The organism is Streptomyces sp. NPDC111606, assembly GCF_055656945.1.
The window spans coordinates 72,711-92,855 of record NZ_JBVKBY010000017.1 but is presented as its reverse complement, the minus strand read 5'-3'; the positions used below and the strand labels follow the sequence as shown (position 1 = coordinate 92,855).

Annotated in this window: 17 protein-coding genes and 3 pseudogenes; 10 read left to right on the top strand and 10 right to left on the bottom strand. The window is 66.8% G+C overall.

Going from position 1 to position 20,145, the window contains the following annotated elements; genetic code table 11:
* Positions 1 to 162: 162 nt before the first annotated feature.
* A pseudogene (locus ACZ7M7_RS41265) lies at positions 163 to 408 on the bottom strand (GNAT family N-acetyltransferase); the annotation flags it as partial.
* A 511-nt stretch (positions 409 to 919) separates the two neighbouring features.
* Between ACZ7M7_RS41265 and ACZ7M7_RS41260 the strand changes: the two are divergent.
* The 8 genes from ACZ7M7_RS41260 (at position 920) to ACZ7M7_RS41225 (ending at position 6,448) form a co-directional block, all read left to right on the top strand.
* Positions 920 to 1,381, top strand: a complete 462-nt coding sequence (locus ACZ7M7_RS41260; protein ID WP_472126284.1) for a hypothetical protein — start codon at positions 920 to 922, stop codon at positions 1,379 to 1,381.
* A 424-nt stretch (positions 1,382 to 1,805) separates the two neighbouring features.
* Positions 1,806 to 2,552: an SAM-dependent methyltransferase gene (locus ACZ7M7_RS41255; protein ID WP_472126282.1), complete on the top strand. Its 747-nt coding sequence runs from the start codon at positions 1,806 to 1,808 to the stop codon at positions 2,550 to 2,552.
* Positions 2,553 to 2,744: 192 nt separating this feature from the next.
* Positions 2,745 to 3,332 (top strand): hypothetical protein, encoded by a 588-nt coding sequence (locus ACZ7M7_RS41250; RefSeq protein ID WP_472126279.1) that lies wholly within the window; start codon positions 2,745 to 2,747, stop codon positions 3,330 to 3,332.
* Between the two features lie 113 nt (positions 3,333 to 3,445).
* Positions 3,446 to 4,375 carry a non-homologous end joining protein Ku gene (gene ku / locus ACZ7M7_RS41245; RefSeq protein ID WP_472126276.1) on the top strand — a complete coding sequence of 310 codons (930 nt, stop codon included), beginning with the start codon at positions 3,446 to 3,448 and terminating at the stop codon, positions 4,373 to 4,375.
* 12 nt (positions 4,376 to 4,387) lie between these two features.
* Positions 4,388 to 4,861: a hypothetical protein gene (locus ACZ7M7_RS41240; RefSeq protein ID WP_472126273.1), complete on the top strand. Its 474-nt coding sequence runs from the start codon at positions 4,388 to 4,390 to the stop codon at positions 4,859 to 4,861.
* 200 nt (positions 4,862 to 5,061) lie between these two features.
* Complete coding sequence (locus ACZ7M7_RS41235) at positions 5,062 to 5,292, top strand: YrhB domain-containing protein (protein WP_472126270.1); 231 nt, start codon at positions 5,062 to 5,064, stop codon at positions 5,290 to 5,292.
* A gap of 21 nt (positions 5,293 to 5,313) precedes the next feature.
* Entirely contained in the window at positions 5,314 to 5,781 is a 468-nt protein-coding gene (locus ACZ7M7_RS41230) for a hypothetical protein (protein ID WP_383616190.1), read from the top strand.
* Positions 5,782 to 6,244: 463 nt separating this feature from the next.
* A complete protein-coding gene (locus tag ACZ7M7_RS41225; protein ID WP_383616187.1) occupies positions 6,245 to 6,448 on the top strand; it encodes a DUF397 domain-containing protein in 204 nt (67 codons plus the stop codon).
* Between the two features lie 76 nt (positions 6,449 to 6,524).
* Here ACZ7M7_RS41225 and ACZ7M7_RS41220 read toward each other — a convergent pair whose 3' ends face one another.
* The 6 genes from ACZ7M7_RS41220 to ACZ7M7_RS41195 all read right to left on the bottom strand — a co-directional run bounded on the left by ACZ7M7_RS41220 (position 6,525) and on the right by ACZ7M7_RS41195 (position 15,139).
* Entirely contained in the window at positions 6,525 to 6,749 is a 225-nt protein-coding gene (locus tag ACZ7M7_RS41220) for a hypothetical protein (RefSeq protein ID WP_472126267.1), read from the bottom strand.
* Positions 6,750 to 7,332: 583 nt separating this feature from the next.
* Entirely contained in the window at positions 7,333 to 8,241 is a 909-nt protein-coding gene (locus ACZ7M7_RS41215; protein ID WP_472126303.1) for a helix-turn-helix domain-containing protein, read from the bottom strand.
* Positions 8,242 to 8,813: 572 nt separating this feature from the next.
* The gene (locus ACZ7M7_RS41210; protein ID WP_472126264.1) at positions 8,814 to 10,268 is read right to left on the bottom strand and encodes an FG-GAP repeat protein; all 1,455 of its coding nucleotides are present in this window, start codon (positions 10,266 to 10,268) and stop codon (positions 8,814 to 8,816) included.
* 523 nt (positions 10,269 to 10,791) lie between these two features.
* Positions 10,792 to 12,147, bottom strand: coding sequence for an FG-GAP and VCBS repeat-containing protein (locus ACZ7M7_RS41205; RefSeq protein WP_472126262.1), 1,356 nt, complete (start codon positions 12,145 to 12,147; stop codon positions 10,792 to 10,794).
* A 96-nt stretch (positions 12,148 to 12,243) separates the two neighbouring features.
* Complete coding sequence (locus ACZ7M7_RS41200) at positions 12,244 to 12,447, bottom strand: hypothetical protein (protein WP_472126259.1); 204 nt, start codon at positions 12,445 to 12,447, stop codon at positions 12,244 to 12,246.
* Between the two features lie 1,147 nt (positions 12,448 to 13,594).
* Complete coding sequence (locus ACZ7M7_RS41195; protein ID WP_472126256.1) at positions 13,595 to 15,139, bottom strand: oxidoreductase; 1,545 nt, start codon at positions 15,137 to 15,139, stop codon at positions 13,595 to 13,597.
* 87 nt (positions 15,140 to 15,226) lie between these two features.
* Here ACZ7M7_RS41195 and ACZ7M7_RS41190 point away from each other — a divergent pair.
* A pseudogene (locus ACZ7M7_RS41190) lies at positions 15,227 to 15,481 on the top strand (transposase); the annotation flags it as partial.
* Positions 15,482 to 15,487: 6 nt separating this feature from the next.
* Positions 15,488 to 15,727: pseudogene (locus tag ACZ7M7_RS41185) on the top strand (IS630 family transposase); the annotation flags it as partial.
* A 48-nt stretch (positions 15,728 to 15,775) separates the two neighbouring features.
* Here the strand turns inward: ACZ7M7_RS41185 and ACZ7M7_RS41180 are convergent.
* The 3 genes from ACZ7M7_RS41180 to ACZ7M7_RS41170 all read right to left on the bottom strand — a co-directional run bounded on the left by ACZ7M7_RS41180 (position 15,776) and on the right by ACZ7M7_RS41170 (position 19,910).
* Complete coding sequence (locus ACZ7M7_RS41180; protein WP_472126300.1) at positions 15,776 to 16,528, bottom strand: inositol monophosphatase family protein; 753 nt, start codon at positions 16,526 to 16,528, stop codon at positions 15,776 to 15,778.
* Between the two features lie 544 nt (positions 16,529 to 17,072).
* On the bottom strand, positions 17,073 to 18,167 hold the full coding sequence (locus ACZ7M7_RS41175) for a hypothetical protein (protein ID WP_472126254.1): 1,095 nt from the start codon (positions 18,165 to 18,167) through the stop codon (positions 17,073 to 17,075).
* 783 nt (positions 18,168 to 18,950) lie between these two features.
* Positions 18,951 to 19,910, bottom strand: coding sequence for a 5'-nucleotidase (locus tag ACZ7M7_RS41170; RefSeq protein WP_472126251.1), 960 nt, complete (start codon positions 19,908 to 19,910; stop codon positions 18,951 to 18,953).
* Positions 19,911 to 20,145: the final 235 nt, after the last annotated feature.

Genomic DNA, 20,145 nt, shown 5'->3' with positions numbered 1-20,145 from the left:
CGAGATACGCGCCGACCTCCACCTCGGCCTGCTCCAACTCGCATGCAGCATCATCTGCTTGAGACGTCTCCGAACCTCATTCTGAAACGATCAGTTAGAAGACGGTGGCGGTCTTCTCGTAGCAGTTTGCCAGGCTGCGCCAGTCCTTGAGGCGGTTCATGCAGCTGTCACCACCCGGCACAGCTCCCGGACGATCGCGGTCGCCACGCCGCGGCCGGCGAGCCGCTCCGCGACCCGGTGGCCGAGTCTGGCAGTGGTGTCCTCCAAGTCGTACAGGTTGAACCTGCCGAGTACCGACCCGTCCTCGGCGACGAGCACATAGAAGGCGCAGATGCCAGCCTCCTGCTCGGCCAGCGAGGCGTTGTACCGGTCGGTGAACTGGTCGAACAAGCCGTCGCCGCGGTCGGAATCTGGAAGAGGAATCCGTATGAAACCGTGTACTTCGTCAGCGTCAACACCAAGGACTTCGGGGATGGTGCGACGTTCCCCTCGCCGATGGACAAGGACGTCGCCGGCTTGGAAGACCGGTTGTGTCTCCGGCCCACGATGGCGGACGTCGTGACGCAGTACGCCACCGAGAGAACGACAGACCAAGCTGCCGTGCGCGCCTCTTGGCGGAGAAGACGATTCTGAGTCGGCTACTGAACGCTGCCGCTGACGGCGGCCGGCTGCCTATGGACGGCTCGTGAGATTGCACGGCCGGGATCGGCCCTCGGCGGCAACCGGTGGTTGTGGCAGCCGACGGATGTGGGCGATCGCATGCGCCCCAAGGCTAAGTTCACGTAATTCCCCACCCTCGTGACTGAGACGGGCCCCGAAAAGGACGCCCGAGCGTGGCTGAGTCGGTGCGTGATCACTCAGCCCGGTCGCGTGGCATCCTTGTCAGACCTGACAGACGGAATGAGAGTTGAGTCGTGCGTTGATCCGTGTCGCGCGAGGAGCCACCGGGTTCTGGGGGCAGGGCGATGACCCGTTGCCGCAGGTGGACGTCGGGGCCTTCAAAACCGCGTGCCATGCGGTGGCCCGGTCGATTCGGGCCACGATCGGCGATGTGACTCTGGCCGGAGTCACGCCGAGTTTCCATACGGTTCTGATCACCGCCCCAGGCATTCGGTCGACCGTCTTGTGCCACGAGCTACTTCCGGTCGTTGCCTTCGTGGCGAGTCCTCCGCAGGCTGGCGGGCCTCTGGCGGACTTCATATCCCCGCCGACGTGGGCGGACGCATTTGAGCTGGGCGGTTTCCGGCTGCTGGATGTCGGAGAACTGGGCATGCCGCTGGCCTCGGCTGACACCAGCGAGCTCGCCGAAGTAGAGCTGGAACAGGTGCGTTACTGGCGTCCCAGCACGGTCGGCGAGCTGATGTTCAACTGGTGGGACTGATCCGGCTGATTTGGCTGAGGGTTTGTCAGTACGGTTTCTGGGGTGCTTGTTCGGGCGGTAGCTGGGGCCGTTCATGATGGCCTGGTGGCTGTGTTGATCAGCCGGCCCTGAAGGGACGCGAAGAGTTCGTTGACGGTGTCGCGCCGTTGACAGCGGGAGGACTTGCACGCGACTCGGGCCACGGTGTCGCGGACGTCTGCGCAATGGCCTTGGCGTGCTGCGCCGGGTCGTTATCGAGATCCGTCACGCCGCCGCTCGTGAAATGCGATGGACACGACGATGTCAGCGGCCATACCGTCGACCGGTCCCAGCCTTCACGCGTCCGAAGAGGTGCATTTGATGACGGTTCAGGTAATCGCGGCCAACTTCCGTCGGCCGCCTTCCCAAGCCGTCCTGACCTTTTTGGACCGAAGGAATCCCCATAGTGGATCTGCCACGTAGCTTCACCATCCGCGAGAGCAGTCATCGCATCTGCAACCCGTTGACCAGCGAGAAGCTGGCCATCCTGGGGCAGGCAATCAGCCCGTCGCCGGGCACCCGCGTGCTCGACCTCGCCTGCGGCAAGGGCGAGATGCTGTGCACCTGGGCACACGACCACGGTGTGACCGGCACCGGGGTGGACATCAGCACCATCTTCATCGACGCCGCCCACGCCCGGGCCATGGAACTGGGCGTAGCCGACCGGGTCGGTTTCGTTCACGGAGACGCGTCGGGCCACGTCGCCGACGAGCCGGTCGGCATCGCCGCATGCATCGGCGCCACCTGGATCGGCTCCGGCGTGGCGGGCACCGTCGAACTCCTGCGGCGCAGTCTCTCTCCCGGCGGCATGATGCTGATCGGCGAACCGTACTGGCGCCGCGAGGCTGAGGACCAGGCCACCGTCGAGGGCTGTCACATGGCCCGCAAGGACGACCTGCTCCCGCTGCCGGAGCTGCTCGAACAATTCGGTGCCATGGACTGTGATGTCGTCGAAATGGTCCTCGCCGACCGGGACAGCTGGGACCGGTACGTCGCGGCCCAGTGGCTGAACATCCGCCGCTGGCTGGATGCCAACCCCGACGACGAGCTCGCCGACGAGATGCGTACGGAACTCGCTGCGGGACCCGTCCAGTACGCCAGGTACCAGCGCGAATACCTCGGGTGGGGCGTTTTCGCACTGATGGACCGCTGATACACCACTCCGATTGAGCCCCGGCGCCACCTGCCGGGGCTCACCCGCACGGCCCTGCACGTCGGACACCCCGAAACCCGTGGGCTGAACACGCGCCACGTCATCCACAGACCTGACAGCTACTCGATGGTCTGTAGCGATCACCTGAAAATGCAGTGGTGGAGGCCGGCCAGGGCGTGTGACGGTTCGCCCATGGGCAACTCCAGGGCTTACCCCGTTTTCCATGCCACCGACGCGTTGGCGGCATATACCCGAGCCAAGCGCCTGTGCGCCCTTCTGGCGGAGCGCGAAGACGACGTCTGGCTCTTTGCTGAGCTTCTGACGGTCGCGGACGTGCGGCGCATGGCACAGGTCTTGCCGGAAGCGGACTTCGACTACGCGGATGCGCGTACCGGCCCGATGGGCGAGGACATCTGGTTCGACCTCGACGTGACGACGATGGACGACGCCGCACTGCAGCCGCACTTGCCGCTGGCCATCCTGGAGGAAGTCCCGGCGCGGAACGTGGAGGCACGCTTCGTGGCAGCTGTTCGCCGGGGCATGGCCGCCATCGAGTGGCACGGCTTGTGGCCGGACGACGCGGAGGCGGATCAATATGGCGTAGCCAAATACGACGGCGTCCAGCTTGTGTTCCACGGAGATAGGGCCCAGTTGGCCGGGTGGACTGAGCATCACACTGTCTTCGTCCACGTGACCAAGTGGGGCGACCTGCCGCGGGCCCGGAAACTCGCCGCGCACATCGGCAGCGAGGTCCTGGGCGAGCAGCAGGTCGGATGGTGATGGCTCACTGACCAGTCGGCCCTCGGTGAAGCGCCCATTTCCAGGCCCGCGAATGCGTGGCTGCCGTGACCTTCGTAGTCTGGTGGTGCTCGGGGTCGTCGCGGAGGTCAGTCATGCCTCGAACCATCTGGTCCGGCGCGATCAGCTTCGGCCTGGTCACGGTGCCGATCAACGTGGTCAGCGCCACCGAGAACCACTCCATCCAGTTCCACCAGTACCACCTGGAGGACATGGGCCGAGTCCGGGTGCACAAGGTGTGCGAGCTGGAGGACCGCGAGGTCAGCCAGTCGGAGATCGGCAAGGGCTACGAGTACGCCCGCGACCAGGTCGTCGCCGTCACCGACGATGACTTGAGCAACCTGCCGCTGCCGACCGCGAAGGCGATCGAGATCCAGGCCTTCGTGCCGCTGGAGTCCATCGACCCGATCCGGATCGCGGACGGCTACTACCTCCAGCCCAAGGGCGATGTCGCGGCCAAGCCGTACAAGCTGCTGAAGCAGGCCCTGGAGCGCTCGTCACGAGTGGCCGTCGCCAAGTACGCCTGGTCGGGGCGCGAGCGCCTCGGCCTGCTGCGCGTGCGCGGCGATGCGATCGTGCTGCACGCGATGCGCTGGCCGGACGAGATCCGCAACCCTGCCGAGCTGCTGCCACCCCCCGTGGAACTGACCGACGAGGAGATCGACGGGGCGCTGGCCCTCATGGACAACATGACCCGCGACGACCTCGAAGGCCCGGAGTTCCAGGACACCTACACCGACGCGCTCGCGGAGATCATCGAAGCCAAACGCGAGGACAAGCCCCTACCTCAGGCGCCGAAGGATGAGGACACGGGCGGCAAGGTGTTTGACCTGATGGCCGCCCTCAATGAGTCCGTGGCCAAGGCGAAAGCCTCCCGCGGCGAAGGCACCGCCGAGGTACACGAGCTGCCGAAGAAGAAGGCCACGACCAAGAAGACACCAGCGAAGAAACAGCCCGCCAAGAAGACGGCCGCGAAGAAGGGCACTGCGAAGAAGACCGCCGGGCGCCGGCCCCGCAGCGCCTAGAAGGGGCCCAGCATGGACATCGAGCTGACGTACAGCAAGGGGCTGCTGCGGAGCATCGGCGACGTGGAGATCTCCTACGGGCGACGGGAGTGGCTGGACAGCACCCCGCGCGCCCTGGGTCCATGGCCACTTGAGTACAAGCGGCTCAGCACAACCTTACGAGCCGTGGACGGCATCGAAATCACCTACAGCAAGTGGTCCACCATGCCGCGCACAGTCGGCCAGTGGAACTGCGAATGCACCAGATTCGGCGCCCGCCTGCTGCGCATCGGACCTTATGAGCTGCGGCATGACACAGCCGGCAGCCGCGTTCGCGGCATCGGCCCGCTCGAAGTCTTCTACGACCGACTCGGCTCTCGCCCCATTCGCGTGCGGCTTCATGACGACAGCGACCGGCTGTCCGACGACCATGTCCTGGCGCTCTTTCTGGTCCTGTTCTGGCAGGAGCAGGCCTGGGAGGCAGCCCGGCGGCGAGCCAGGAGCTGACAGCCCACCGGCCTCAGCGGCCGACTGACCAGCCCGTCAGACTGCAATAGCCTCCCAGCCGAAAGTTCGGGACGAAGGGCTTACCTCGGCCCCTGGGCCTTCTCCCCGTAGACTCACGCCGTGATCACAGGCGAGCAAGCCAGAGGCATCGTCGTGGCGTACCTGGCCGGCTGAAGACTGAGGAGCCGAGCAATAGCGCCGTGCTCATCAAGACTCAAGAGCCCCGCTTCGGCTGGGAGTTCCGCTACCAGAGCTCCAAGTACGTGCAGTCGGGGGACGATCGTCACATGTGGGTGGGAACAGGGCCCATCGTCGTGGACCGCCGTGACGGCCGCCTTGAGGAGCTCGGAGGCAGGCAGTTCGGGGATACAGTCGCGCAGTACCAGGCACAGTACGACCGAGAAACTTCTTCTTGCGCGAGGACGAGATAACACCCTGTTGTGGGAGGAGCGATGGGCTCGGTGAAGGTCACTTGGACGCTGAGCCATCATGGCTGGGCCTTCTGCAAGGTGGCCGACCACCAGGGAGAGGCCGAGGTCTTCGCGTCGTACGTCACTGATGCACCCGAGGACTTCCTCCGTGGCATCGCCAGCCTCGTGCTGGCGGAAACGGAGGCGCGCGTCGAGTTCCAAGGTGAGCCGACGGTCTATCGCTGGTTCTTCCAGCGCGACGCGTCAGACGTCGCTATTCGTCTCGTGCGTGCCGGGAGCAGCCGAGATCCTGACGACTCAGGGACCGTCGTGTGGTCCAGTCGTCAGCCGATCAACACACTGTGCCGTGCTGTCATACGTGCCTTCGATCAGGTAGAGCATGACCTGGGTGCGGCTGGCTACCAGGAGCAGTGGGGACGTCCCTTCCCTCGTTCTGAGCTTGAAGGGCTTCGCACTGCTTGGCGCAACGCTCTGGTGGGCGGAAGCTGACACAACGGGGATCGGCCGTCCAGGCCGTGCCTCTCCCTACGTACGATCTCTGCCCACGCAAGTACTACTGACTTCGGCGCTTCGAGGTGGTTGGCTGGTTTGTACCGGCCGACTGATGGTCATTTGCGCCAAGTCAGTACTAGGCGTTCCGTCCACGGCTCGTCCGGCAGAAGACCCCGCCCCATGAACCCAGATCATTTATCGCTCGAGATCCACTTTCGACACACAGCCTAATCGGCGACGCTTCCGTCAATGACCCCGCGAGGGCCCTGCGCCTCCCGCTACAGTGGCGCGCCGGTGAGGCGCGTGCCAGCCACCGGAGCTACACGCGCTTCGGCGGCCGTGGCCGCGTGTCAGCGCGGCCTGGCGTCCATGTAAGCTACGCCTCAAAGGGTGACAAGCCGCCCTTTACCGACATAAGCACATGCCCGCCTTGCTGCGGGTCCCAAGGGATGGGCGCGTAATGAACGGCTCGTGGTCGTGGCGGAGGTCGTCGTTCAGCGACGCCGCCGGCAATCAGTGCGTGGAGGTCGCGCGTACTTCGCTCGGCGTCATGGTGCGCGACTCCAAAGACATCGCCGCGGGTCGCCTTGCCTTCGGTGCCGCCGCATGGAGCCGCTTCACTGCCTCGACCGACGTCGCGCACAGCACCCCCACGAGCGGATGACCTCCCTCTGAGACGCCTCTGCAAGACGCCGCGCCCTACCTGTTGGACCAACAGATACGGGCGCGGCGCATTGTGTTCAGTGACCGGGTGTCCCCAGTCGACCGGCGAGCGCGAGCCCTGCAGTGGCAATGGCTCCGGCGGCCGCCTTGCCGGCGTCGTCGGGTACCAGAATCAGCGTGAAGATGGCCGCAGCCAGTGAGGCGACCGCCACGATCACGGCGACCACGGCATTAGCGCGCGGCAGAACGGGGATGCTTCGCTTCGGCTCTTCCGCCACAGCGCGTTCGACGTCTTCCGACATGGTGTACTCCAGATGGCCCGGGACTTGAAACGGTGCTTGATGCCGTTCGCTTGCAGACGAACGGCCCTTCCTGAGGTGGCGATTCCCTCGGCTCTACGTGATCACTCATTGGTCCCTCGCCGTCGAAGTCCCGTGTTTTGCCCAGTGGTTGAGATCTCCACACATCAGATCGACGCCACACGGTTTGCGATCCGGCCAGACGCTAGCTAGCAGATTGATGGTTTATCCGGACGCCCCGGCGAGCACACCTTGGTAAGAGCGATTGGATCCGGGCAGTTCTGCGTCGTTTTACCAGCGGCGATTGCGAACTCGGCCTGGATACGCAACCGTTCTCCATATGCTGGTGTCCGGTGGCCCGGGCGATCAGCACGGGGCGCATCCCGTTGCAGCGGGCTCGCCCCACTGTGGCTTCGCCTGTGCGGAGCCACAGCCATGTTTACGGCAAGTGACTCCGTGCGCCCCACCGTGCTTCTTTGCGCCCCCGCCAGCCAGCCATGAGGGGCGCGCTGCACAGCCGCTTCCTGTCGCGCTCAGCAAGGGCCGGGCGGGTTGATCGAGATCTCTGGATCGGCAGCGCCGGGACTCAGTCCCCGTTCCGCGGATCGATGTGGAAGTCGTGAGGTTGCGTCTCCAGGTGTTCGGCTATCTGCAGCAGGATCCGCGGGATCTGCACGCCCTTGATCGCCCTCTCCTCCAGGCCCCAGAACAGCTCCAGGTAGGCGACGAAGCTCTCCGTCTCCGTGCTCACGGTGGCCGTGCCTCGAAGGTTCTCGAGATATACGAACGGCGGCATCTCCTCTTCCACGAACTCAAAGAGGGTGAAGGGACCCTGCGATGCGGCGTGCGCGCCACGACTGAACGGAAAGATCATGATGTTGCGACGAGGATGGGCCGCCAGTTCGGCGAGCCTGCGCAACTGCCCCTTCATGACCCCCGGACCGCCGACCTGCCGGCGGATCACTGACTCGTCGAGGATGAAGTACGCCTCCGCCTCATCCCGTTCCAGCGCTTCCTGACGCAGCATGCGCGCCTCGAGCATGCGCTGCCGCTGTTGTTCGGAGAAGCGCGTCGGGGTGTAGGCGCGGATGATGGCCATCGCGTACTCCTCCGTCTGGAGCAGCCCGGGCATGACCAGGGGTTGGAAGCTGCGGGTCACGAAAGCCGAGGACTCCATCGCGAGAAAGCCGAGGAAGTCCTTGTCGTAGATGTCCCGATACTCGGTGAAGGGCATCTTCCGGCTCCCCCGAGCCAGGTTCAGTAGCTCCTCCACGGTGGCGTCGTCTCCCACCCCGAAGAGAGCCAGCAGAGGGCGAAGGTCGTTGACGGAGATTCCGACTTCGCCTGCTTCAATACGCAACAGCTTGCTCGGGGACCACTCCATGCGCTCCGCGACCTGTCGCTGTGTCAGATCGGCGGCCGTCCGCAATTGCCGCAACCGCGTCCGAAGCCGCAGTCGCTGTGTCGCGGGGCTTCCCCTGCTCGGCGTCGCCATACGTCCCCCAATCTGCGATACGGCTGATTGTCGCATCACCACCTGGCATTAAGCGGACCTGAATAGCGCACAAAGCAAGCCGTCTTTATGCACGTCGCCAACACGGGCCGTAGTGCTTCCGCCGTCCCACTACCACCACCAGACCTCCCGCGCCTCGCGATTCAACCGCAGGTGTCGGCAGATACCGAGGAAAGAACCGCCCGGGAACTGCCCTGCGACGGCGCTCGGAAACCGAGACACGGCTCAATTCGGGCATCCCCAGCGAACGGCGTCTGTGCTAATCGATTGCGCTCGGTTGGGTCGAGGACCGGTTCGCTGCCGGGATAGTCTCAGTCCGCACCGACACCGCTAGTGGGCTCTCACGATAAACCGAGGCTAAAGCGTCTTGCACAAGGCTGCGTTCGGGCAGGCCAGAGTGCATGAGTGGAGTGGTCTGCTCGTCGGCGGCCGCTGCCGGGCCAGCCACGCCTGGCTCTTCGATCACCCTGCTCGACGGCTTCACGGACGGGACCCGTACGGCTTGCTCACCATCCCCCCGCCGGTTCTTCGACGCGTGGGGCCAAGGAGTCGGATCAGTCCGCCATCTGGATGCCGAACCGCGGGGTGCCGGACGTGGGGACCTTGGCGGCGGTCAGGCCGATGCCTCGGCCGGATGTGTTGATCTTCGAGCCGTCGGAGGCGAAGGCCACAACGTAGCCGTCGCTGTTGTTCTCCCCCGGCAAGCCGACCGTCAGGTCCGCTTTACCGTCGCCGGTTGCGTCGGTGAGCAGCAGTTCGCCGCCGAAGCCGTCGTTCTTTTCGTTGCCTCCGGGCACGCCGGGCGTGTCCTGGGCCAGGGACTGGGCGGCGGCGCCCTGGAAACCGGACGTCGAGCCGTAGAGGACGGAGACCATGCCGGCGTCGGCGATGCCGTTGAGGTCCTCGCCCGGCGAGCCGATGGCAAGGTCGTCGTAGCCGTCGCCGTTGATGTCACCGAGGGAGAGCTCCCAGCCGAAGGCGTCACCCGTTTCGCCGGTACCGGGAACACCGTCGCTGTTCTGCTCCAAGGTCCCCGGGCCGCCGGTCGGACCGGTCGAGGTGCCCCAGACGAGCTGGATGGCACCGCCCTTGGCGGTCCCCGGGCTGTCCGAGGAGGCGTCCCAGTGGTTGCCGATGACGATGTCGCCGTAGCCGTCGTTGTCGACGTCGCCGATGTCGGAGATGAGCCCGGCCGGCAGCTTCCGGGCTCCGGAGGTGGTCACACCGCCGGTGGAGCCGGGCAGGTAGTAGTTGGCGTTGAAGTAGTAGTCGCCGCTCGTCTCGCCCTCGTAGCCGTCGACGAGCAGGTCGGTACGCCCGTCGTTGTTCACGTCGCCCGGCGTGAGGTTGAAGATGTCGTTGCCCTGCACCTTCAGGACGGGCGTGGTGACCTTGTAGTGGCCGCCGGTGGAACCGGACTTGGTGAAGCCGCCGCGGTAGATGTCGATCGTGTTCTGGTCCGAGCCGATGGCGAGGTCGTCACGGCCGTCGCCGTCGTAGTCGCCGGCGGCGAGCGGGGCGCCGAAGGAGTCATGGCTGCTGCCGGCGGGGGCGGAGACCGTGGTGCCGCCCGACAGACCGGCGGAGCCGCCCCACAGGATGACCGCGGTGCCGCCGTTGGTGTCAGAGCCGACGTCCTCGCCGGGCACGCCCACGGCCAGGTCGGCGTAGCCGTCGCCGTTGAAGTCACCGGCCGTGGTGTGCGAACCGAAGCCGTCGCTCGCCTCGGCGCCGCCCGGTACTCCCGTGCTGTTCTGGGAGAGCGTCTGGACCTTGGCGGCGCCCGCGCCGGCCGGGGAGCCGTACAGGACCGTCACGGAACCGGCCTCCGCATGGACGCCCACCGAGGCGCGCGGGGCGGAGACCGCCACGTCCTGGTGCCCGTCGCCGTTGAAGTCGCCCTCCAGGCCGGAGACGGCGGCCGCGGGGCCGGCGACAGCGACGAGCAGACCGCCGGTGAGTGCGCCAACGGCTGCGGTCGCCACGGCTGTACGGAGGTTCTTGCGCATGTGGTTCTCCTGCCAAATATGGATGACTGCCCGTTAGCCCGGTGTTCTCCTGGACTTAGCGGGGTGATCGCGATGCAGGAGACCTCTGGTGTTCGCGGATGGTTGTATGTCGAACGAGAGACGGGAAGGGGTGACGGAGGCTGCTGGCGGCGGGTACGGCCATTGGCCTGGAACCAGCACCCGTCGTCGGCGCACGCGTGGATGAGCCGTAGACCGTGGCCGCTCTCTTCGTCGTCCGATTTCCGCAGGGTCTCCGCCGGGGAAGCCAGGTTCCGAGGCGGAAGGAAAGGCCCGAAACGCGGAGCTTCAGGACGGCGGGGCCGGCGATGTGGCGGAAGGCGCTGTGGAGGTCCGACATGACGCAGGACACCCTCTGGCGGAACTCCTGCTACTCCGGCAGCGAGACGCATCCGACGGCGTCGAACTCGCCAATCGTGAGGCTTTTGCTGCTCCGTGAGAAGCGACGAGCCCGGCACCATGATCATCAACACCGCCGCCGGGCTCGCCGCCCTCATACGTCACCTCAGTCGCTGAACGACCCGCCCATCAGTGGCAGCTCGGTCAGCCCAGTAGCCGTCGGCCCCCCGCTCGAGCCACGCAGCAGCACGGCGATGTCCGCCGCGCCGATGCCCAAGTCCGCCTTGCCGTCGCCGGTCACGTCGCGCAGGCGCAGGGCGTAGCCGAAGGACTCATGCGAGTCGGCCGCACCCTGAACCGTCTGCGGGATCCACGAGGACCGCGCACCGCTCAGGCCGCCGGAACCGCCCCGCAACACGTGGACGCCGCCCTGGTCCTCCAGGCCGTTCACATCCTCGTGCGGCACCCCGACCACCAGGTCCGCGTAGCCGTCGCCGTTGGTGTCGCCGGCCGAGACGGAGTAGCCGAAGTTGTCGTTCGCTTCGGGGCTGCCGGAGATGCCGGAGCTGGCCTGGTTGTACGTCATCGAGCCGCTCGGGCCGGAGGACGTGCCGCGCCAGACGCTGATGATGCCTTTGCCGTCATTGTTGTCGGGCAGGCCGACGGCGATGTCGCCGTAGCCGTCCTTGTTGAAGTCGCCGATCGCCGCCGTCCACGGAGCGCTGATGTACGACTTGGAGGCGCCCGAAGTCAGGCCGCCCGAGGCGCCCTTGAGGAACCAGATCCGCGGGACCGGCTTGTTGTCGATGAACTGCTCGCCGAGCACCACCAGGTCGGTCTTGCCGTCGCCGTTGACCTTGCCGGCGGCGAATCCGTACGAGTACCAGCCCTGGCCCTCTTTGTCGATCTTACTGACGCTGCCGGAGGTACCCGACTTGGTGAACGGGCCGCGGTAGAGCCAGGCCTCCTGGCCGCCGATGACCGCGAGGTCAGGCGAGCCATCGCCGTTGAAATCGCCGGTGGCGAGGTCGCGGCCGAAGTAGCTGCCGGCGCCGGACTTCGGGGTCACGTTGGTCCCGCCGGACAGGCCGGATCGGGAGCCCCAGACGATGGTGACGGAGCCGCGGTACTGCGTGCTGCCTACCGTCTCCATCGAGTTGCCGACGATCAGGTCCGCGTAGCCGTCCTTGTTGAGGTCGGCGCTGCTGATCGACTCGCCGAACATGTCGTCTTCTTCGCCGGAACCGGGGATGCCCGGGCTGTCCTGGTGGACGACCTGGGTGCGGGAGGTGTCGAGGCCGCCGGCCTTGCCGTAGACGACGTTGACGGCGCCGCCCTCCCAGCCGTCGTCGCCGGACATGCCACTGTAGTAATGGCCGTACGCCAGGTCCCGGTATCCGTCACCGTTGAAGTCGTCGTAGTGCTTGGCCACCGCTGCGGACGCGGGCGCGCTCAGGGCAAGCGGGGTGAGGCCCCCGGTGAGGAGGGCGGCCACATGGGCCGCCGTGATGCGTCTGTGCATGGGGAGGGGAGCTCCTTGAATGTAGTCGGCCGTGATCATGCCGAGTCGGGGGTCGTTGCCGGTGGAGACGCCGATGCGGTCCCGGGCCGTACGACGTCACGCCGGACGTCGTACGGCCCGGGACCGAGCCTTCAGGGCGCTGACGAGGCCGTCGAAGCCGTTCTCGCCGTTCGCGGCCGCCAGCAGATCGGCCTTGCCGTCCCGGTTCAGATCGGTGAGTAGATCGCCCGCCAGATCGCCCGCCAGCGCGGCGGTGGTCGCCGTCGCGAAGGCGAGGCGCTGAGGGTGGTGCGTACGCATGCGGGGTCTCCTGATACATGCGGGGATGCCCGGCGGTCATCCGCGGTCGTTGGGTGCCTGTCCGCCCGCGTTTGCCAGGAGTTGTCCCCTGCTTCACTGGGTGGTCAGCGATCAGGAGACGTCTGGAGGGGCGTAAGGGTTGCACGTGAGTTCGAGCTGCTCTTGACGCGGCTGCGGCAGGCCTTCTGCGATGCCGATGCGATGCAGCGGCATGCCTGCCGGTGCGGCGGCGTAGATCACCACTGTCACACGACGCTGCGGACAGAGGTTGCGGTCGCTGGGGGCGAGTGGAGCCGGAGCGCTGCGAGTCTGGCCGACTCGGCGGGGCAGGCACGGACATCGCGGACGCCCCAAAGCGGAACGTGAGGCCGAGCACACGCCCCCGTCCCGAAATTGCGTACAGCACAACATCGCCCGCGACGGCGGGACGCAGTACATCATCCTGAGCGGATTCCTCAACGTCGGCCGGGGCAGCTGGATCCCCCGGTGAACGGCGAGGCAGAGACCGAGAGCCCCGAAAACGGCGACCGCAGGACCGGGGCAGAGCAACGCGGCGCATGGCGGTGGCAGGCAATACACCACCGGTGGTGGCGACGTCAGGACCGTCAACGTGTCTGTCGTGCTGGGTGAGGGCCCGAGCGAAGACAAGCGGTCCGATGCCTGCTCCCACGCACCGCGAACGGCTGCGCCGGCAGATATCGAGGGACGTCCGCACGGCGGCCCGGGAGGTCATCACCCGGCAGGGTGTGGAAGCGTTGACCTCGCCGAGTTCGGCTGTCGCGTCGGGGTGACACCAGCCGCTCCGTACCGGTACTTCGACGATCCAAGCCGTGCCGTCGGTGCGGGGGAAGCGCGGCCGGCCCCCGGCGCCGCCCGCACGTGGTGCTGGCCGACCGCGGCTACGACCACGACAAGTACCGCCGACTGGTCTGGGATCTCGGCGTGAAGCCGGTGATCGCTCGCAGTGGCACCAAGCACGGCTCCTGCAAACGGGCACCCAACGCTGGGTAGCGGAGCGCGAGTTCGCCCACTGCACTGGTTCCGCCGCCTTCGGATCCGCTGGAAGATACGCGACGACGTCACGAAGCCTTCCTCATCCCTGGATGCGCACTCATCTGTTGGCGACGCCGAAGGTCAGCTCTGCCCGCTAGTTCTTCTGCAGGGTGCGGGTGACACCCGCGATGAGGGCGGTTGTCAGCACCCAGCCGAAGGCGATCAACAGGTAGGCCAGCCACTGGAGGCTGTTGCTCGACCAATACCAGGCCGTGCGCTGACCTAGACCCCCGATGGGGATCAAGAGGTCGAGTGTGTAGACGAGGGGCTGGAACGGGGCACCTTCGCCTTGTTTGACCGGCTCGGGAGAGTCCGTATGGAAGGACAGCGTGCCCAGCAGGATCAGTGCGAGGAGCCAAACGCTGGCCAGCCAGGGCCGGTAGCCGTAACCGACGGTCACGTCAAGGAGGTGGCCCCATGCACGGGCTGCCGGGGACAGTGCGCGGCGCCGGTGGCGTTGCTTGGCGAGGAGGACGCGGCGGGCGTCGTCGTCGTGCCCGGCCTTGCGGTACCAGGCTGCCAACTGCTCGTACGGTTGTGGGTTGTAGCCCGGGCTGCTGCGTATCCATGCCATACGTCGGGCCACGGCCTCGCGGCGCTCGTCGTTAGTGTCCGCCGTCTTGATGGAGCCGTAGACGAAGCCGTCCAGCTCCACCCTCTCCGGCCAGCTGTGCTCGTTCTCGTGAAGGTACGACACCTGGGCACCCCGCAGGTCGACGGTGCCGGACGGTGGTCGGGCCAGAGTCAGATCGAGGTCGACGGCTTGCAGGTGCATGGCGATCAGGGCCGGGGCGTTTCCGTCGCCGGTGGGCGGGTTCAGGACGGCTCCGTCGAAGGTCACGTTGTCCGTGACTTGGGTCCCGCGCAGCCGTACCGTGCCGTTCGCGGTGAATCCCTCGGAGAACTTGAGCGACGAGGCTATGGCGTTGTCGAGGGTGAGGGCCACGCCGCGTGGGCCGGGTCCTTGCAGTCGGGCGCCCTGCATGACCAGCGTGCCCGGCAACTTTGCCCCCATCAGCCGGACTTCCCCGTATGCGACGAACCCGTTTCGGCAGAAGACGCCCCCTTCCATGGCCAGGCCACCGGCCGACAGGGCCCACCCGTCCGGTGCGATCAACTTGGCCCCGTTGAGCAGCAGTCCGCCGTTCACCCGGGCGTCGGTGAGTGACAGGGCGGTGCTCAAGCGGTTGAAGGGTGTGGGGGCGCCGCCCTCCACCACGGAGTGCCGCAGCGAGAAGTTGCCCTCGATGCGGGCCGAATCGGCCTCGATGCCGGGTATCCGGCTGTCCGTGAACACGAGGGCCTGCGTCGACGCGCCGAGGAGATTCACCGCCTCCTCGAACCAGCATGCCTCCAGCCAGAGGGCATGGGCGATCTGTGCGCCGGCCAGGTCCAGGTGTCCGGAGATCCGTGCCCCAGTGAGCCTCAGGCGCGCTACCGCACCCGGTTGCCCGGTGTTCGCGCCCAGCAACAGCGCGGCGACCACAGCCGCCCGCACGGTCCGTTCGGGCCCCCACCGTCCGCCGTCGGCGACCCTGTCCTCCTCTGGAGTACCCGTACGCAGGTCCACCCGGCGCCCCTCGGAGAACGCGTCCCACAGCTCACGCTCAGGTGAAGTCAACTCGTCGTAGGAAAGCACTCATGCAGAGTAGTGATCTTCCTTCGTGCTCGCCTGACCCCCTCGCACCCGGATCGGACGAAGTCCCTTTCTGTTAGGAGTTCTTAAGGCCGTAACGCCGAACCGAGCGTCTGCGTCTTGGACGCCCAGAGCGTCAAGACCTCCGCCAACGTGCCCACAGCCGGCCAAGGTATCGACGCCGGCAAGAAGGTCGCAGGCCGCAAGCGTCAGGTCGGCGTCGACACCCTCGGCCTTCTACTCGCCATCTGGGTTACCGCCGCCGACGTCTCCGACAACACCGGCGGCATCCACGTGCTCTCACAGATCGTCGACGCCAACCCCGGCGTCACCGAAGCGTGGGCCTACAGCTTCACCCCGACCTACGCATCTTGGGCCAACCCGATCGAGGTCCGCTTCGGACCACTGCGGCAGTTCACCGTCGCCAACTCCAACCACCGCAACCAAACCGCCCAGAAGCAGGCCCTCCACGCCTACCTGCACTGACGCAACGCCAACGCCCGCCACCCAGACGCCCTCGCAGCTCAACACCGTGAACGTGCCCCGATCCGCAGCGAGAAAGGCATCCGCTGGGGTGGTAGGCCCTCCGCGTCACAGCCTGACCCACCCCGACGAAACTCATGCGTCACAGCACTAGCTTCAGCCGCGCATCATCGACATCAGCCGCCCGTGGGTCTCGTCGTCGGCGGCGACCACAAGCCCACGACCGGCCTCACCAATCGGGGCACCGTCGATCCCGGTCACAACGCAGCCAGCAGCCCGGCACAAAGCGATACCGGCCGCGAAGTGCACGCTCCCGGAAAGGTCGCCGCCATCGGTGACATACGCGGCACGCTTGCCGGCAGCGACCCAGGCCAGCGCCAGCGTCGTAGACACGACCCGAGGCCGGAAACCCTCGACGAATTCAGGGTGAGCCAGCAGATCCACGCCCCGGAATCCGGGCGCACTCGGGAACGGCGGATCCAGGTTGACGTCCACCAACCGCGTAACATGCGAGGGCGTCAGCAGTGCGTAGCCGGCCCCGTCACGCCGCACCCAGGCACTCTCCCCATCGGTGAAGAAAACCTCGCCGCTGAACGGGTCCGCCACCGCGGCCGGCCCATCGCGCAGCGCCACGTTCACGGCCACCAGCATGTTGCCCACGGCGTAATTCAGCGTGCCGCACAGAGGATCCACCAACCACTGGCGCACAGCACCGGCGGCGCCCTGTTGCCCGCCTTCCTCGCCGAGCACCGCGTCATCGGGCCGTGCGGCACGGATAACGCCGAGGATCGCCTTCTCGGCCTCCACATCGGCCGCAGTGGCAAAGTCCCCGGCACCCTTGTCGATGCGGTTGAGCTGCTGGCCGTACATATTGCGGACCACATCCGCGCCAGCTCGCGCTCCGGCCATCGCGACTGCAGCATCGTCGGAACCCGCGTGTAAGTTGATCACGCCGTGCAGACTATCGAGGCGACGCCACCGCCCCGGTGACCGCCCCGGTGACCGTCCCGGTCAGGGCACTAGCGGCCCCACCCAGGCGATCTTCAATGGGCCGGGCCGTGGGTCCTCCTCCATCACCGAGCGGAGCAGGGCGCGGTGGTGGAGGTAGAGGCAGTAGGCGGCGGCCGTCCCGCGGGGCCTGCCTCGTACCGCCGCCAAGACTGTGCGCCGGCGTGAGCCTCGGCCAGCTGGAGCAGGCAGGCCAGGATCCAGGCGGCTTCCTCGGCGGCCGCCGCCAGGTCGCGGACAGTCAGAATTGGTGCTCCGCACAAAACGTGGCCGACTCGGCGCGCCGATGTTGTGATCGGCGTCGTCTGCTGGCCGGCGCTCGTGCAAACGCCATCTGGCGGCACGCGGTGCTCGGCCCACCGGCCTGGCGCCGCGTTTGGAGCGAATCGGCGGCTGAATGTACGTCGTCCTCGGGGTTGGTGTGGCCGCCATCGAGTAGCGCCCGCTAGGACCGCGTCGCCCTCCTGCACCCGTCTCCAGAGGTTTCGCCCCGCCCGACCGGCGTGCTGCGGTCGTACGGGTCGACCTCCGTGCCATTCCCGTCCGACCGGTGGTCCGCACCGAAGGGCGGGGTGAGGTAGCCCGTGGGGGCACCGCAACCGCCGTTGGTCATGTCGTATTTGTACGAGACGATCGAGAACGTGTCCGGCTCGGTGATCACCTTGTCAGGGTCGTCCCAGCTCAGGACCAGCTCGCGCCGGACGATCGTGCGCACAATCTCGTCCTCGCCGCCCGCGTCCGCGCGGGTGACCGGGTAGACGAAGGTGACGTCGGCCGTCACCTGGAGCGCGCCCCGCTCGCCCTCCCGGTAGGTGAGCAGACCCCGGGTCTTCACGACGTCGCCGACCAGGTGGGTGCGGGAAGGCTGGAAGCGACTGAACAGGAGGAGGGGGTCATTCTTCTCGCTCGGAGCTCGGAAAGCGGTTTTCAGAAGGTCTTGGACGTCCTTCTGGTGCGGGTTGATCAGTGCAATCGCCTTCTCCGGGCGCTCGCCCCGCAACACCCCGTCGTCCAGTCCGGACGCGACGAGGAAGTCCCGGCTGCGGTCGAGGGCCCGCTCGACCTCGGCCGCGCTCATCCAGCCGACCGCCCCGGCCTTCGGCACAGTGATCCCCGCCGCTCCGCTCGCCCAACTCGCCGCCGGCGAACCCCGGAACGGCTCGTCCATAGTGGGGCGTTGGGCCGCCTCCTCCGGCTGGCCCGGTCGGGCGGTATCGCCCGCCAGTGGCGGGGAGTCAGGGTCGTCGCCGGCGAACAGGCCCACTATCCGCCCCGGCGCAAGCGCCACCACCAGCAGCACCAGCGAGACCAGCAGTCCGACCACGTACCAGCCCGTGCGTCGCTTGGGCCGCGCGGGGGTGTAGGTGCGCCAGCCCTCCGAGCCGCGGTCGGGCTCCGCGCGCAGTCGCTTCGCCACGGCGCGGGCACGCGCAGACGGCTCCTTGGGCGAGTCGGCGGCACCAGCCGCCGACTCGCGCAGAAACCGCTCCCACTCCTCGTCGGATCTGGACGAGCCGTCCGGCTCCGTACCCGCGCCCATCCTCAAACCCCCTGGCAATCAGTGACCGCGGCCCACTCCCCCGGGACGCGTCCGCATCATGACACAGAGCGCTGACAGCAAGGCCGATTGGGCGGACGGTGTAGGCCGCGCAATGCATTCTCAACTGGCCAACTGACGCTACTACGTTGTTCGCGGAACGTGGTCGGCCCTTCGTGTCGTTGACCCGCTCAGGGGTGCCGGGTGTGGCTGCAAGCGCTCTACCGTTGGTAGCTCGTGATCATTACGGTGGCTGTGAGGCCTGTGTTGGGCTGAGCCCTGAATGAATCACTGCTGCCGCAGCCCTGCTTGCTGTAAGGCTGCGCCTCGCTGGCGGTAGTTGCTGCGGAGTGCGCCGACCGCACCGTGGGGCGCTCCGCTGCCTTCCTCTACAAGCGAGGAAATGCAGTGGAGCAGTCCGCCGCGCTTGAACGGGTTCTTGCTCACAGAAGGGCCTTCGAGTACGGCATGAATGCAATGCTGCCGATCCTCGATCGCAGGCCAACCTGGACCCGCGCCTCAATACCGTGATCGCCCAGCCCGGACCGTACGCCGCTGCTGGCAGCAGCAGGCAGCAGCACCCTCTCTCCGGCGCGCACTCCTATGTCACGGCAATACCCAAGGCACCTTCACCGTCTACTGCAGCACATAGAGCCCCGCAGCAGTCGGGGGCAACAGGATCCGGGTCGGCTCGGCCAACGGCCCCTGCGGGAAAGGGCGGTTACGTCGTCGCAGACGGGCCGGCGTCGGCGTCGGGTCGGCGTCGGTGTTTGTCCTGCCCGAGGCTCATTGCTGCGCTTGCTCAGGTGCGGGGCGGTCGGGTTCGTTTATCTTCCCGAAGGGGACGTGCACGCTGGGGGTGCTGCGGGCTGTGCCTGTCAGGTGGCTGACCTGGTCGTCGAAGAAGATGTGGGGCCTGAGGACCTCCATGATCTTGCTCTTGTCTATGCCGCCGAGGAAGAAGGCGTCGTTGACGGTCACGCCCCAGTTCTTCAGGCTGCGCACCGGGCGTTCGTGGGCGGGTGCGTTGCGGGCGGTGACGAGGGAGACGTGGACGCGAATCTTGTAGTCGGCGTCTTGTGCCCGCTCTTCTTCTTCGCGCTGCTGGAGCCGGTTGATCCCGGCGAGGAAGTCCCGTAGTGGTCCCGGGTCGTGCGGGGTGGCGGCGTTCGTCGTCTCGTGAGAGTGAAAGCCCTTGATGCCGTCGGCCTGGTAGATCTGTTCCGAGGCGTCGTCGGCGAGAACTCCGTCGAAGTCGAAGGCGATCCGCAGGTCCTGGTCATCGTCCTGGTCGGCCGTGGCAGGGCCGAGGACGCGGCCGGCGGGCAGCCCAAGCGTGACGGCCTCGCGGACGTCGGTCTCGTTCGCGGACAGGAACAGGGACATGTTCAGGGCGGGCATGAAGCGGTAGGGCGAGCGCCCCTGCATGAAGATGGCCCGGCTGATCGGCAGGCCGTGGGACTGGATGGATCGCATGACCCTCAGCCCGGTGTCGGGATCGTTGCGGGACAGGATGATGACTTCGACGAGAGGGTCGTCGGGTGAGAGGTCGTTCAGGGACAGGAGCCTGCGGATGAACGGGAAGGCGACGCCTTTGTCCAGCGTGTCGTCCAGGTGTTCCTCCTGGTAGACGCGGTATGCCTCCTCCGCCTGATTACGGAAGACGGCATCCGCCTCTTCCAGGTCGAACAGTGCACTGGAGGCGATGCCGACGACCAGGCGGTTCTTGAGTTCATAGACAGCCACGGCGTCCCCTTCGACATCAATTCGCACACCTGTCGCAATCATGGCAGGTCGCCACGCGCCACGGGGCAGCCGATGCCAGGTGCCCTCATGGGTGCCAGGAGTGTGACGGCTCGCGGCGCATGTTGATCGACTCGATTGACAGCCGTGCACGCAGGGACGGAGTGATCCGGTACCCCCTGTTCCTAGCGCCGGTCCGGTGACCAATGCCGCCTGCCGTGCCACCACGGGTGAGTAC

Excerpts from the sequence above, each read along its gene's own strand:
- ACZ7M7_RS41250 (WP_472126279.1), top strand. The coding sequence starts at position 2,745 with ATGGGCAACTCCAGGGCTTACCCCGTTTTCCATGCCACCGACGCGTTG.
- ku (WP_472126276.1), top strand. The coding sequence starts at position 3,446 with ATGCCTCGAACCATCTGGTCCGGCGCGATCAGCTTCGGCCTGGTCACG.
- ACZ7M7_RS41240 (WP_472126273.1), top strand. The coding sequence starts at position 4,388 with ATGGACATCGAGCTGACGTACAGCAAGGGGCTGCTGCGGAGCATCGGC.
- ACZ7M7_RS41230 (WP_383616190.1), top strand. The coding sequence starts at position 5,314 with ATGGGCTCGGTGAAGGTCACTTGGACGCTGAGCCATCATGGCTGGGCC.
- ACZ7M7_RS41225 (WP_383616187.1), top strand. The coding sequence starts at position 6,245 with ATGAACGGCTCGTGGTCGTGGCGGAGGTCGTCGTTCAGCGACGCCGCC.
- ACZ7M7_RS41220 (WP_472126267.1), bottom strand. The coding sequence starts at position 6,749 with ATGTCGGAAGACGTCGAACGCGCTGTGGCGGAAGAGCCGAAGCGAAGC.
- ACZ7M7_RS41215 (WP_472126303.1), bottom strand. The coding sequence starts at position 8,241 with ATGGCGACGCCGAGCAGGGGAAGCCCCGCGACACAGCGACTGCGGCTT.
- ACZ7M7_RS41210 (WP_472126264.1), bottom strand. The coding sequence starts at position 10,268 with ATGCGCAAGAACCTCCGTACAGCCGTGGCGACCGCAGCCGTTGGCGCA.
- ACZ7M7_RS41205 (WP_472126262.1), bottom strand. The coding sequence starts at position 12,147 with ATGCACAGACGCATCACGGCGGCCCATGTGGCCGCCCTCCTCACCGGG.
- ACZ7M7_RS41200 (WP_472126259.1), bottom strand. The coding sequence starts at position 12,447 with ATGCGTACGCACCACCCTCAGCGCCTCGCCTTCGCGACGGCGACCACC.
- ACZ7M7_RS41180 (WP_472126300.1), bottom strand. The coding sequence starts at position 16,528 with ATGGCCGGAGCGCGAGCTGGCGCGGATGTGGTCCGCAATATGTACGGC.
- ACZ7M7_RS41175 (WP_472126254.1), bottom strand. The coding sequence starts at position 18,167 with ATGGGCGCGGGTACGGAGCCGGACGGCTCGTCCAGATCCGACGAGGAG.